Source organism: Methylobacterium sp. SyP6R, from assembly GCF_019216885.1.
Taxonomy (GTDB): domain Bacteria; phylum Pseudomonadota; class Alphaproteobacteria; order Rhizobiales; family Beijerinckiaceae; genus Methylobacterium.
Map to the genome: position 1 here is coordinate 370,996 of NZ_JAAQRC020000002.1, position 12,430 is coordinate 383,425.

Below are 12,430 nucleotides of genomic sequence, written 5' to 3' on the forward strand. Positions count from 1 at the left end.
CCGGGGGACCCGCGATGGCGGACAAGAAGGACGAGAAGAAGGGCGGCGGAAAGGCCTGGATCGGCGCCCTCGCCCTCTGCACCCTGGTGGCGATCGGCACCGGCGCGGGTCTCGGCCTGTACCTGATGACGAGCGTCGAGAAGGCGGTCGACCAGAAGACCCGCGAGGCCCAGGAGCACGAGAAGGCCACCAAGGTCCTGAACTATTCCGGCGACCTCACCCTGCGCAGCGTCGGCTCGGTGGTGACGAACCTCGCCGAGCCGGCCGATTCCTGGATCCGGCTCGAATCCTCGGTGGTGTTCAAGACCGGCAGCCTGCCCACCCCCGACATCACGGTGGCGGAGATCAAGGCCGACATCGTCGCCTACCTGCGCACGCTCTCGACGGCGCAGATCGAGGGGGCGAGCGGCCTCCAGCACCTGCGCGAGGACCTCAACGAGCGCGTCGCGTTGCGCACCAAGGGGGCGATCCGCGAGCTGATCGTCGAGGCGCTGGTGGTGCAATGAAGGGTGTTCGCGTGAGCCGGCGTCTCAAGGTCGTTCTCGGGGTCGTCGCCCTCGTGCTCCTGCCCGCCGGGGCCGCCCTGGCGCAGGGCGCAGGCGGCGCCGCGGGCAGCGTCACCGGCATCCCGGGCCTCGACGCGCTGCTGCCGCCGGGCAACGGCGCGGCGAGCGGGCGCATCCTGCAAATGGTGGCGCTGCTCACGGTGCTGTCGCTGGCGCCGGGGCTGCTCGTGATGGTGACGAGCTTCACGCGCTTTGCCGTCGCCTTCTCGTTCCTGCGCTCGGGCCTCGGCCTCCAGAGCACGCCGGCCAACCTGTTCCTCGTCAGTCTGTCGCTGTTCATGACCTTCTACGTCATGGCGCCGACCTTCGACCGGGCCTGGAACGAGGGCGTGCGCCCGCTCCAGGAGAACCGGATCACCGAGGAGGAGGCCTTCACCCGCATCGCCGACCCGTTCCGCGAGTTCATGTCGGCCCAGGTGCGGCCGAAGGACCTCCAGACCTTCCAGGATCTCGCCAGCCGCACCTTCCCGAAGGCACAGGACGGCGAGAAGATCGACCTGCGCATCCTGATCCCAGCCTTCATGATCTCCGAGCTGCGCCGCGGCTTCGAGATCGGGTTCCTGATCGCCCTGCCCTTCCTCGTCATCGACATGATCGTCTCGACGATCGTGATGTCGATGGGCATGATGATGCTGCCGCCGACGGTGATCTCGCTGCCGTTCAAGGTGTTGTTCTTCATCTTGATCGACGGATGGAACTTGCTGGTGAGCGGGCTGGTCCGGTCGTTCTTCTAGCTTCGTCTCGGGATCGAGCGTACGCTCCAACCCTCCCCCCTCTGCGGGGGAGGGTGGCGAACGCAGTGAGCCGGGAGAGGGGCAGCGCGACGCTGTTCCAGGTGGCGCCCTTCATCACAGTCGCGACCTCTCCGGAAGCGGCGTCCCCTCTCCCGCCCCGCTCCGTGGGGTACCCTCCCCCGCAGAGGGGGGAGGGTTCGGGCGCGCAGCGTCGATCGGCCTCTCCCCGGGTCCCGCCAGCAGCCGGTCGCTCTCGTCCTTCAGCGCCACGCCGGTCAGCCGCCGGCTCAGCGCCTGGCCGATCAGCCAGTGCAGTTTGAACGCCGCCAGGTCGGGCTTGAGCCCCGCCGCCCGCACATTCGACAGGCAGTTGCGCTCGGCATCGGTGCGGCCGGGCCGCGGATCGAAGGTGAGGTAGATCCCGAGGCTGTCGGGCGAGGACAGGCCGGGCCTCTCGCCGATCATCACCGCGACGGCGCGGGCCCGGAGCAGCGCCCCGACCGCGTCGCCGAGCGCCACGCGGCTCTGCGTCGCCACCACCACCGGTGCGACGCGCCAGCCGGACCCGGCGAGCGCCGGCTTCAACGCGTCGAGAAACGGCACCGCGCCCTCGTGGACGGCGCGAGCCGAGAGTCCGTCCGCCACCACGAGCGCGAGATCGACCGGATCGCCGGCGGCCGCGGCGAGCGCCTGCGCGGAGGCCGCGTCGAGCCGGCGCCCGAGATCGGGCCGGCGCAGGTAGGTCGCCCGGTCCGGCGCCGCCGAGGCCGCCGCCAGGGTCTCGAAGCCGAGGGCGGCGATCCCGGCCCGCACGCCGTCCGCGTCGAGGGGCGTGTGCACCGCGTCGCGGGCCTGGGCATGGGCGAGGCCGAAGCGCAGCACCTCCCGGGTCGGCAGGCCGGAACCGGCACGGCCGAGCGCGATGCGGGCCGGGGTGAGGGCGGCGAGGCGCTGCCAGATCGCGGCCGGATCGTCGTCCCGGCTCACGCCGCGAGCCCCGGTGCCGCCGCGAGGAGCGGCGCACCGCCGCCGGGCCGCAACGCCCCGTCGGCCTCGGCCAGCCCCATCCGGGCGAGCCAGGCTGCGAATTCGGGCGCCCGCCCGAGTCCCATCACCTCGCGCAGGTAGAGCTGGTCGTGGAACGAGGTCGATTGGTAGTTCAGCATCACGTCGTCGGCGCCCGGCACGCCCATGACATAGGTCACGCCGGCCGCACCCAGCAGCGTCAGCAGCGTGTCCATGTCGTCCTGGTCGGCCTCGGCGTGGTTGGTGTAGCAGACGTCGACTCCGAGCGGCACGCCCATCAGCTTGCCGCAGAAATGATCCTCCAGCCCGGCTCGGATGATCTCCTTGCCGTCGTAGAGGTATTCCGGGCCGATGAAGCCCACCACCGTGTTGACGAGGAGCGGCCGGAAGGCGCGGGCCACCGCGTAGGCCCGGGCCTCCAGGGTCTGCTGGTCGATGCCGTGATGGGCCTCGGCCGACAGGGCCGAGCCCTGCCCGGTCTCGAAATACATCACGTTGTCGCCGACCGTCCCGCGCCTCTGCGCCAGGGCCGCCTCGTGCGCCTCCTTCAGCAGCGGGAGCGTGACGCCGAACGAGGCATTGGCGGCTTGCGTCCCCGCGATCGACTGGAACACGAGATCGACCGGCACGCCGCGATTCATCGCCTCCAGCGTCGTGGTGACGTGGGTGAGGACGCAGCCTTGCGTGGGGATGTCGAAGCGCTCGATCAGCTCGGCCAGAAGATGCAGTAGGCCGGTCAGCCCCTGCACCGAATCCGAGACCGGATTGATGCCGATGCAGGCATCGCCGCAGCCGTAAGCGAGCCCGTCGAGGATCGAGGCGGTGATGCCTGCGGGATCGTCGCTCGGGTGGTTGGGCTGGAGCCGCACCGCCAGCGTGCCGGGCAGCCCGATCGTGTTGCGCAGGCGCGTGACCACCCGGGCCTTGCGGGCGACCAGGATCAGGTCCTGGTTGCGCATGATCTTCGACACCGCGGCGGCGATCTCCGGCGTCACCCCGGGGGCGATCGCCGCCAGGATCTCCGGCGAGGCGGTGAGGAGGAACTCGCGGAAATCGCCCACGGTGAGGTGCTTGACGCGGGCGAAGGCCGCCGCATCGTGGGTGTCGAGGATCAGCCGGGTGACGTCGTCGGCTTCGTAGGGAATCAGCGGCCGGGCCAGGATCTCGGACAAAGGCACCTCGGCGAGGCACCAGCGCGCCGCCACGCCTTCCTCGGCGCTTTCCGCCGCCAGGCCGGCGAGCCGGTCGCCGGAGCGCGGCGGGCTCGCCTTCGCCATCAGCTCGGCGAGATCGGAAAAGACGAAGGTCCGGGGTCCGACGACGTGACGGTAGCGCATGCGAGGCCTCCGGTGGAGAACCTAGCGCGGGCCGTCCGCCGCGTCAGGACCGTCGTCCGCCGTCGCGATCGCCGCTACCGTCCGCTCGCCGGTCTCCGGCGCGCCGTCGGCCCGATCGATGCGGATCTCCATGCCGGTCGGCTTCATCTCGCCGAAGGGAGTCGCGAAGGCGATCTCGGCCGCGTCGCGCCCGACACCGATCCGCACCAGCCCGTCGAGATTGGCCTGTCGCGTCGCGTCGAACAGCCACCAGCGGCCGCCGAGATAGGCCTCGAACACCGCGTGGAAGTCGGGCGGCACCAGGCCGTAGGCGTAGCAGCTGACGAAGCGGGCCGGGATGCCGAGCGCCCGGCAGAAGGCCGCGCCGAGATGCGCGAAATCGCGGCACACCCCTGCCCGTTTCAAGAGCGTCTCGTCGGCGGTGGTCTCCTCGTCGCTGGCGCCGCGCACATAGGCGATGTGATCGTGGATCCAGTTGCAGATCCGGCTCACCCGCTCGAAGCCGGGGGGCGCATCGCCGAACTCGGCCTGGGCGAAGGGCGTGAGCCGGTCGGAGGAGACGAAGCGGCTCGGCAGCAGGTAGGGCAGGATGTCGAGGGGCAGGTCCTTCACCGGCGTCTCGGCGATGCCGGCAGGATCGGCCCGATGGGGATCGAGGGTTACCTCCGCCGCGTAGTCGAGGCTGAACGATCCGGGCGGCACCGTGACGGCGACGTAGCGGTTGCCGGTCTCGGGCGCTTCGTGCCGGCGCATGGGCAGGTCGGGTGTCAGGCGCAGCGTCTCCCGCAGGTCGTGGTGGCGCGCCAGCCGGGCGACCTCCAGGTTGAAGATGAAGACCGTCTCGGTCTCGACCTCATAGGCGAGATGGCAACCTAAAGTGTAGCGCACGGCTTGAGACCCTTCCCGTCGGCGGGCTAGAGCATTTTCCGACGAAGCGGATACCGGTTCGTCGCAGAAAATGCGGCAAAATCAAAGACCTAGAGAGCTTTGCGATTGCAACGCGATCGTGAAGCGCTCTAGGGTCACGCAAGAGCCGCGCCGATTCGGCGGGTTTCGCGCGCCGCGCCAGTGCGGCCCGGTCTTTGCTTCGATTGGCTTAGCCTGCGTTAAGGCCGCTTGTCGTCGGGCCCGGCAAGACCGGAGCGACCAGGGAGGATACGCCGTGCACCGCTACTTCTTCGACCTCGATGCCGGAACCTGGGACGCCCGCGACACGATCGGCGTGGTGCTCACCGACGCCGGCGCCGCCCATGCCGAGGCCGTCCAGGCCCTGCGCTCCTGCGCCCTCGACCCGGCCCGGTCCGCCGGTGCGATCCTCGCCATGAACGTCCGCGACGAGACCGGGCGGACGGTGTTCCGGGTGTCGCTGACAGCCGCGTAGGGCCGACACTTCTTCCATAGCGACATCGCCACTCCGGAGCAGGATCCGGAGTGGCGTCTCGAAGCCTCAGATCATCGGCTTGCCGCCGGTCACCGCCACGGTGGCGCCCGAGACGTCGCTCGCCTCCTCGCTCGCCAGCATCACGGAGACGGGCGCGGGCTCGACCGGCTGGCCGGGGCGCTTCATCGGTACTTGAGAGCTGGACGGGAGTATGTGGGTTCCGATCCAGGCCCTGCCTCCTGCGAGAGCATGTTGCCCAATGGGCAACCAAGTCGGCGGATCGGCGTTTCCGGTGTCCTTGGATGGACGGCCTCACACGCCCACGGAGACCACGATGCTGACCCGCTTCCTCGCCGCCGCCGGCGCCCTCGCCCTCACCACCGGCCTCGCGCTGGCCCAGACCACGGCGCCGACCGCCCCGACCGCGCCGGGCACTGCCCCCGCCGCGACGAGCGACATGAAGGACATGAAGGAGTGGCAGGCCGCCAAGCTCGCCAAGGTCAGCCTGGCCGATGCCATCACCACCGCCCAGCAGAAGGACGGCAACGGCCGCGCCATCGACGCCGACTTCGAGAAGGCCGACGGCAAGAACCCGATGCACTGGGCGATCAAGGTCGTCTATCCGGACGGCAAGCTGGTCGAGCACGGCATCAATGCCGAGACCGGCGCACTCTACAAGAGCGAGAACCAGCCGATCGAGCGCTACTTCACCCGCCTGAAAGTCGCCGACTTCAACAACGCCAAGGTCTCCCTGAAGGACGCCCTGGTGATCGCCGAGAAGCAGGCCGGCGGCGGCAAGGCCTACGAGGCCGAGGTCGAGCGCGACGGCAAGGCCGTCGCCTACGAGATCAAGGTGGCGCTGGCGGATCGTGAGCAGGAAGTGAAGGTCGGGCCGGATGGCCAGATCATGAAGGACTAAGAAAACCTGTGACCGGCTCCCCATCCCCGTGACGGGGAGCCGGCCCTGACCCGTCGCGCCGAGCCGTAAAGGCGGGTGCGACGGTTCCCCTGCCCCCGTGCTAATCGGGGCAACGGTCGGGAATGGCCGAGGTCAAAGGGGGGAAACGATGAGCGTCTTCTTCGGCGAGAGCCATCGGCGTCTGCAGGACGAGCACGGCACGCGCCGCCTCGCCGACCGCCTGGAAGAGCACGCACACGACGCGTTCGAGATGCCGGAGCGCGACTTCATCGCCGGCGCCACGATGGTCTTTCTGAGCACCGTGGACGGTAACGGCCAGCCGACCGTGTCCTACAAGGGCGGACCGCCCGGGTTCGTGCGCATCACCGGACCGAGCGAGCTGGTTTTCCCGAGCTACGACGGGAACGGCATGTTCCTGACCCTCGGCAACCTTGGGCAGAATCCCCGCATCGGCCTGCTCTTCATCGATTTCGAGAACCCGCACCGCCTGCGGATCCACGGCACCGCGACGCTCGCCGACGAGGCCGCCCTGCTGGCGCTCTATCCCGGCGCCGACCACGTCGTTCGGGTCACGGTCGACACGATCTTCGTCAATTGCGGCCGCTACATCCACCGGAGCCGGGGGACTGCGCTCTCGCCGCACCTGCCCGACGCGGACGGGCACCAGCCGTTCCCGGCCTGGAAGCGGATCGACATCTTCGAGGGCGCCCTGCCGGAGGGCGACGACCGCGAAGTTGCCCGCAAGGGCGGGACGATCGCGCTCGATGCCTATCGCGGCGAGGCCGATCCGGGCTGACGCCTCAGGCCCCGCCGACGACGCTGCCCCCGGCTTCCGCCAAGGCTCCCTCGCGCAGCTCGAGCGCGAGGAACCGCCCCGGATCGACCGGGCCCGGCAGGGTGAGCTTGCGCGGCGGCAGCACCCGGAAGCCGAACCGGGCGTAATAGGGCGCGTCGCCGACCAGGATGACGAGGCCGTGGCCGCCGGCCCGGGCGGCATCCAGGGATGCGCGCATCAGCGCAGCACCGATGCCGCGGCTGCCGAAGGCCGGATCGACCGTCAGCGGGCCGAGCACCAGGAGCGGGCTCGAACCCGCCCGGGCCGGCGAGACCCGGATCGAGCCGACCAGCAGCGTGCCGACGAGCGCCGTGAACGAGAGATCGGGCAGATGGGACACGCCCTCGCGCAGCCGGAAGGCGGTGCGGGCATAACGGCCGGGGCCGAAGGCGCGCTCGTGCAGGCGCTCGATGGCGTCGTTGTCGCGCGGGGTCTCGGGCCGTATGACGAGGGGAAGCGTGGTCACGGAGGCACACTCGGGGCAAGGCGTCGGATGGGATGGGCGGAGCGGTCACCCGATCCGTCGTCGCGCCTCTGCCCTCGGGGCCATCGGTCCACTCCCGGCGGGCGTCTCGCCCGCGCCGGGCCCGATTGCCCGAGACGGGCGCCATAGCAGCGCTCTGCTGTAAGTGCAAACCGTCGCTGGCATGCCGCTCGCATCATGGCGGTCACAGGATCCCAGTTGCAGGCGCTTGCCTTGAGGCCAGCCTTGCGGGTTAGCTGAGCATGGAACGCCTCAAAGGTCCGGGAACGACGCCACAATGACAATCAGGTCTGCTCTCGCCCTCGTCCTGTCCCTCGCCCTCGGCACCGCCGGGACGGCCCGGGCCGACGACACGGTGCCGGCGACGGTGAGAATCGCCACCGAAGGCGCCTACGCGCCCTACAACTTCACCAAGCCCGACGGCACCCTCGACGGCTACGAGATCGAGCTCGGCCGCGAGATCTGCGCCCGCGCCAAGCTGAAATGCGAGTTCGTGGCTCAGGACTGGGACGGCGTGGTGCCGGGCCTCAACGCCAAGAAGTTCGACGCCATCATGTCGGGCATGACCATCACCGACGCCCGGCTGAAGGTGGTCGACTTCACCAAGCCCTATAGCGGCGATTCCTCGGGCTTCGCGGTCGACCGCAACGGGCCGCTCGCCAAGTTGCCCTTGAGCGGAGAGAAGTTCAGCCTGGCGAACGAGGCCGACGCCCAGAAGGCCCTCGACACGATCAAGCCGCTCCTCAAGGGCAAGACCGTCGGCGTCCAGGTCTCGACCATCCACGCCGCCTTCATGGACAAGTACCTTAAGGGCACCGTCGAGGTGCGCGAGTACAAGACCACCGAGCAGCACGACCTCGACCTCGCCGCCGGCCGCCTCGACGCGATCTTCGCCAACGACGCGCCGCTCCGGGCCACCGCCGAGAAGCCGGAATTCGCCGGCACGGTGATGCTGGCAGGTCCCCGCTTTCGCGGCGGCATCCTCGGCCGCGGCGTGGCGATGGGCCTGCGCAAGGGCGAGGCGAAGCTGAAGGCGCGGCTCGACGAGGGCATCGATTCGGTGATCGCCGACGGCACCCTGAAGAAGCTCTCCCTCAAGTGGTTCAAGGCGGACCTGACCCCGCAGAGCTGATGGCTCGGGACCAGACGGGGATCGGATCCGCGTGAGCGCCTTCACCCTTCTCGGCTTCGGCCCCGGCGGCTGGGGCGGCGCGCTGCTGCTCGCCGCCGGCACCACGCTGGCGCTCGCCCTGTGCGGCTTCCTCCTCGGCGCCGTGCTCGGCGGGTTGGCGGCGAGCGCCAAGCTCTCCGGCCTCCTGCCCCTGCGGCTTGCCGCCGACGGCTACACCACGCTCCTGCGCGGCGTGCCCGACCTGCTGGTGATCTACCTCTTGTATTTCGGCGGCAGCGCGGCCCTGGGCAACATCGCAGGCCTGTTCGGCGTCACCGGCTTCGTCGGGGTACCGGCCTTCGGAGTCGGCGTCGCGGCACTCGGGATCATCTCGGGCGCCTACCAGGCCGAGGTCTTTCGCGGCGCCTATCTCGCCCTCGACCGCGGGCAGATCGAGGCGGCGCGCGCCGTCGGCATGCATCGCGGGCTGATCCTGCGCCGGGTCGTGGCGCCGCTGGTCGCCCGCGACGCCCTGCCCGGCCTCGGCAACGTCTGGCAGATCCTGCTCAAGGATTCGGCGCTCGTCTCGGTGACGGGCCTCGTCGAATTGCTGCGACAGGCCCAGGTCGGGGCCGGCTCGACCCGCCAGCCCTTCACCTTCTACCTCGCGGCCGGCGCCCTCTACCTCGCCATCACCTCGCTCTCGACCTGGGGTTTCTCGCGGGCCGAGGCCCATGCCCGCCGGGGGACCCGATGATCGACGTCGCGTTCCTCGAATCGACCATCCGCACGCTGCTCGGCGGCGTGCCCCTCACCTTGAGCCTCACCGCCGGCTCGGTGGCGCTCGGCGGCGTGCTGGCCGCTTTCGCGGCGTGGGGCCGCCTCTCGGGTGTCGCCCCGGCGGACTGGCTCGCCCGCCTCTATATCTTCGTGTTCCGCGGCACGCCGCTGCTCGTGCAGATCTTCCTGATCTATTACGGGCTCGGCCAGTTCCGCCCCACGCTCCAGGCCTGGGGCCTGTGGACGTTCTTCCGCGAGCCGTACTGGTGCGCGCTGCTGGCACTGGCGCTCAATACCGGCGCCTACACGGCCGAGATCTTCCGGGGTGCGGTGCTGTCGGTGCCCTATGGCGCCCTGGTGGCGGGGCGGGCCTGCGGCATGCCGCGGCTCCTGCTGTTTCGCCGCGTCACCCTGCCGCTCGCCGCCCGCCAGGCCCTGCCGGCCTACGGCAACGAGGTGATCTCGGTGGTCAAGGCGACCTCGCTCGCCTCCACCATCACGCTGATGGAGATCACCGGCATCGCCCAGAAGCTGATCGCCCAGAGCTTCCGCGCGCTGGAGGTCTTCGTCTGCGCCGGCGCCTTCTACCTCGTCCTCACCTTCGTGATCATCGGGCTTTTGCGGCTCGCCGAGGCCTGGCTGTCGCCGGACCTGCGCCCGCGCCCGGTGGCTCGCCCCGCCTGACCCCGGAATCCGCCATGCTGGCCCCCTCGCCCACCCGTCCCGAGGCCGTCGCGGTCCGCGACCTGCACAAGCATTTCGGCCACCTCGAAGTCCTGCGCGGCGTCTCGCTCTCGGCCCGGGAGGGCGAGGTGGTGGCGATCCTCGGCTCATCCGGCTCCGGCAAGTCGACGCTCTTGCGCTGCATCAACCTCCTCGAGGTGCCGGAGGCCGGCGAGGTCGTGGTCGGCGACGAACCGGTGGCCTGGCGCGCGCGCCGCGGCGGCCGGGTGCCGGCCGACACGAAACAGGTCGACCGCATCCGCGCACGGGTCGGCATGGTCTTCCAGAGCTTCAACCTCTGGTCTCACCGCACGGTGCTGGAGAACGTGATCGAGGCGCCGGTCCACGTGCTGGGGCGCCCCAAATCCGAATGCATCGCCGAGGCCGAGGGGCTGCTCGCCAAGGTCGGCATCGCCGACAAGCGCGATCATTACCCGGCGCACCTCTCCGGCGGCCAGCAGCAGCGCGCCGCCATCGCCCGGGCGCTCGCCATGCATCCCCGCGTCCTGCTCTTCGACGAGCCGACCTCCGCCCTCGATCCCGAGCGCGTCGCCGAGGTCCTGCGGGTGATGCGGGCGCTCGCCGAGGAGGGCCGCACCATGCTGGTCGTCACCCACGAGATGGCCTTCGCCCGGGACGTCGCCCACCGGGTGGTCTTCCTGCACGAGGGACGGATCCTGGAGGACGGGCCGTCCGAGCAGGTGTTTTCCGCGCCGCAATCGGAGCGGTTCCGGCAGTTTTTGGCGCGGGGGGAGTGAGGCGGGCGGTTGATTCTCTTGCGCCAGCCGCTACCCGCGACCTCATCCTGAGGTGCCGCGTAGCGGCCTCGAAGGAGGGCTCCAGAAGACACTGCGATTTCTGGAGCCCTCCTTCGAGGTCAGTCGATCTTTGATCGACTAACACCTCAGGATGAGGTGGGAGTGCAGGATATCTCTCCCTGCCCGATATCGTTCGTCAACAATCAACGCATTCGACGAGATGGTCAGGTGATCCGCCCGATGATCGCCTCCCGGGCCGCCCGCGATCCGGAGAGCCGCTTCTTCGCCCGCGCCACTACCGCCTCCGGCGCCTCGGCCGGGGTGCCGGCCTCGAAGGGCGGGGCCGGCGCGTATTCCAGGGCGAGCTGAACCGTCTCGGCCTCCTCGCGGCCGAGGAGTTCCGCCACCACCGTGAGCCCGAAATCGATGCCCGAGGTCACGCCGCCGGCGGTGATCAGAGTGCCGTCGCGCACCACGCGGTCCTGCACCGGCACGGCGCCGAAATGACTGAGGAAATCGTGCGCGTACCAGTGCGTGGTCGCCCGCTTGCCCTTCAGCAGGCCGGCCGCACCGAGGACCAGCGCCCCGGTGCAGACCGAGGTGAGGTAGCGGACCTCCGCCGCCCGCGCCCGCACGAAGTCCAGCACCGCCTCGTCCTCGAGGAGCGCGTTCACCCCGCTGCCGCCCGGGATGCAGAGCACGTCGAGGGGCGGGCAGGTCTCGAAGGTCGCGGTCGGCACGAAGGGCAGCCCGGTGGCCGAGGGCACGGGATCGCCGTTCTTCCAGATCAGGTGGACCGCGCTGTCCGGCACCGAGGCGAAGACCTCGTAGGGCCCGGTGAGGTCGAGTTGCTGGACCTGCGGGAAAACGAGGATTCCGAAGCTGAGCGACAAGGGCGAGCCTCCCGGTGGGGCGGTAGGATCGTATGGGCGGAGATGGGTTGCAAGGGTGGAACAGACCGTCCGATGGGCGAGGACGGTCGGCCGGCAGGGTTCCGTGTCATACCAACGGCCGTTGAAAACGACCTCTGGTTCCGTTCTCGAGTTTTCGCCAAGTCTCGAATTTTCGCCAAGCCCGAGGTCCCGGACTTCTGGGCGTGGTGTCGACAATTCGAGATGGGTCAACGGCCCCGTCGATCTCGGGCTTGCCCGAGATCGAATCGATGCGTCACCATCTTGGGCCGTTAGTATCAGAGCCTGAACCGGTCCCTGCTCCCCGCCCGCACGTAGCCTTGCGAGATCAGCCGGTCCTGTTGGCGGGTGCGCCGCTCGGCCTCGCCGAGATCGGCGAGGGCGTCTGCGATCGCCCGGCGCAGGGCGACGCCCGCATCGCCCCCCGCCGCCGCCAGATAGGCAGTTGCGATCGTCTCGACGCCGGGCGCCCTCCCGTCCCGTCGCTCCGCCGGCTCGTAGCTCATGATTCACCCCTGCACGGCGCCGGCCGGGGCCGACTCACGTTAGAACATAGAGTGAACAAGCCACGACAGGGTCGGTCCGGTCAAGCTGTCTTCGCGCGGCGCGAGCCGGCAGGCGGCGGGGTGTGGAGAGCGGGGACGAGCGTCGCCTCAGGGCGTCCGGATCACCCGCCACGGACGCGCCGAGATGGGCGACGTCGACGATGGCGCGTCGGCGATCGAGCCGGTGCCGATCGGGACCTGCTGCGTCATGCCGGCGCCTCGCGACGGGGATGCCCGGCCAATGCCCCACCGGAGTATCTGCTCCCGCGCGCCTACGAACGTGCCGGTTTCGTGATGTTTCTGCCACGGCCGTGCAGAAA

General features: G+C 70.0%; 15 protein-coding genes and 1 pseudogene. 9 read left to right on the plus strand and 7 right to left on the minus strand.

The annotated features are described in order from the left end of the window. Window positions 1-14 precede the first annotated feature (14 nt). Together HBB12_RS31015 and fliP are read left to right on the plus strand one after the other, a co-directional pair. Window positions 15-506 (plus strand): flagellar basal body-associated FliL family protein, encoded by a 492-nt coding sequence (locus tag HBB12_RS31015; protein WP_236993504.1) that lies wholly within the window; start codon window positions 15-17, stop codon window positions 504-506. After that, window positions 503-1,300 carry a flagellar type III secretion system pore protein FliP gene (gene fliP, locus HBB12_RS31020; RefSeq protein WP_236992946.1) on the plus strand — a complete coding sequence of 266 codons (798 nt, stop codon included), beginning with the start codon at window positions 503-505 and terminating at the stop codon, window positions 1,298-1,300. Before HBB12_RS31015 ends, fliP begins: the two co-directional genes overlap by 4 nt. A gap of 114 nt (window positions 1,301-1,414) precedes the next feature. Here the strand turns inward: fliP and eutC are convergent, their stop codons facing one another. The 3 genes from eutC to HBB12_RS31035 are packed head-to-tail and all read right to left on the minus strand — an operon-like array spanning window position 1,415 to window position 4,551. Beyond that, entirely contained in the window at window positions 1,415-2,287 is an 873-nt protein-coding gene (eutC, locus tag HBB12_RS31025) for an ethanolamine ammonia-lyase subunit EutC (RefSeq protein ID WP_236992947.1), read from the minus strand. Further along, a complete protein-coding gene (locus tag HBB12_RS31030) occupies window positions 2,284-3,663 on the minus strand; it encodes an ethanolamine ammonia-lyase subunit EutB (RefSeq protein WP_236992948.1) in 1,380 nt (459 codons plus the stop codon). Before HBB12_RS31030 ends, eutC begins: the two co-directional genes overlap by 4 nt. 21 nt (window positions 3,664-3,684) lie before the next feature. Further along, window positions 3,685-4,551 carry a transglutaminase-like domain-containing protein gene (locus HBB12_RS31035; protein ID WP_236992949.1) on the minus strand — a complete coding sequence of 289 codons (867 nt, stop codon included), beginning with the start codon at window positions 4,549-4,551 and terminating at the stop codon, window positions 3,685-3,687. A 274-nt stretch (window positions 4,552-4,825) separates the two neighbouring features. Here HBB12_RS31035 and HBB12_RS31040 point away from each other — a divergent pair, with 274 nt between their 5' ends. Next, entirely contained in the window at window positions 4,826-5,044 is a 219-nt protein-coding gene (locus HBB12_RS31040; protein ID WP_236993535.1) for a DUF6894 family protein, read from the plus strand. Window positions 5,045-5,110: 66 nt separating this feature from the next. Here HBB12_RS31040 and HBB12_RS31045 read toward each other — a convergent pair. After that, window positions 5,111-5,242: pseudogene (locus HBB12_RS31045) on the minus strand (NAD(P)-dependent oxidoreductase); the annotation flags it as partial. Window positions 5,243-5,378: 136 nt separating this feature from the next. On the opposite strand from HBB12_RS31045, the gene HBB12_RS31050 reads away from it, so the two are divergent. Further along, the gene (locus HBB12_RS31050; RefSeq protein WP_236992950.1) at window positions 5,379-5,963 is read left to right on the plus strand and encodes a PepSY domain-containing protein; all 585 of its coding nucleotides are present in this window, start codon (window positions 5,379-5,381) and stop codon (window positions 5,961-5,963) included. A 148-nt stretch (window positions 5,964-6,111) separates the two neighbouring features. Beyond that, window positions 6,112-6,759: a pyridoxamine 5'-phosphate oxidase family protein gene (locus tag HBB12_RS31055; protein ID WP_236992951.1), complete on the plus strand. Its 648-nt coding sequence runs from the start codon at window positions 6,112-6,114 to the stop codon at window positions 6,757-6,759. A gap of 4 nt (window positions 6,760-6,763) precedes the next feature. Here HBB12_RS31055 and HBB12_RS31060 read toward each other — a convergent pair whose 3' ends face one another. Further along, entirely contained in the window at window positions 6,764-7,264 is a 501-nt protein-coding gene (locus HBB12_RS31060) for a GNAT family N-acetyltransferase (protein WP_236992952.1), read from the minus strand. A gap of 295 nt (window positions 7,265-7,559) precedes the next feature. On the opposite strand from HBB12_RS31060, the gene HBB12_RS31065 reads away from it, so the two are divergent. Genes HBB12_RS31065 through HBB12_RS31080 form a run of 4 tightly spaced genes read left to right on the plus strand, consistent with a single transcriptional unit; the run spans window position 7,560 to window position 10,654 of the window. Then, complete coding sequence (locus HBB12_RS31065) at window positions 7,560-8,414, plus strand: transporter substrate-binding domain-containing protein (protein ID WP_236992953.1); 855 nt, start codon at window positions 7,560-7,562, stop codon at window positions 8,412-8,414. 31 nt (window positions 8,415-8,445) lie between these two features. Beyond that, window positions 8,446-9,150 carry an ABC transporter permease gene (locus HBB12_RS31070; protein WP_236992954.1) on the plus strand — a complete coding sequence of 235 codons (705 nt, stop codon included), beginning with the start codon at window positions 8,446-8,448 and terminating at the stop codon, window positions 9,148-9,150. Then, the gene (locus HBB12_RS31075; protein ID WP_236992955.1) at window positions 9,147-9,857 is read left to right on the plus strand and encodes an ABC transporter permease; all 711 of its coding nucleotides are present in this window, start codon (window positions 9,147-9,149) and stop codon (window positions 9,855-9,857) included. Before HBB12_RS31070 ends, HBB12_RS31075 begins: the two co-directional genes overlap by 4 nt. Before the next feature lie 14 nt (window positions 9,858-9,871). After that, window positions 9,872-10,654, plus strand: a complete 783-nt coding sequence (locus HBB12_RS31080; RefSeq protein ID WP_236992956.1) for an ABC transporter ATP-binding protein — start codon at window positions 9,872-9,874, stop codon at window positions 10,652-10,654. Window positions 10,655-10,878: 224 nt separating this feature from the next. Here HBB12_RS31080 and HBB12_RS31085 read toward each other — a convergent pair whose 3' ends face one another. Both HBB12_RS31085 and HBB12_RS31090 read right to left on the minus strand, forming a co-directional pair. Further along, entirely contained in the window at window positions 10,879-11,547 is a 669-nt protein-coding gene (locus tag HBB12_RS31085) for a DJ-1/PfpI family protein (RefSeq protein WP_236992957.1), read from the minus strand. A gap of 296 nt (window positions 11,548-11,843) precedes the next feature. Continuing rightward, window positions 11,844-12,071: a hypothetical protein gene (locus tag HBB12_RS31090; RefSeq protein WP_236992958.1), complete on the minus strand. Its 228-nt coding sequence runs from the start codon at window positions 12,069-12,071 to the stop codon at window positions 11,844-11,846. Between the last annotated feature and the right edge of the window lie 359 nt (window positions 12,072-12,430).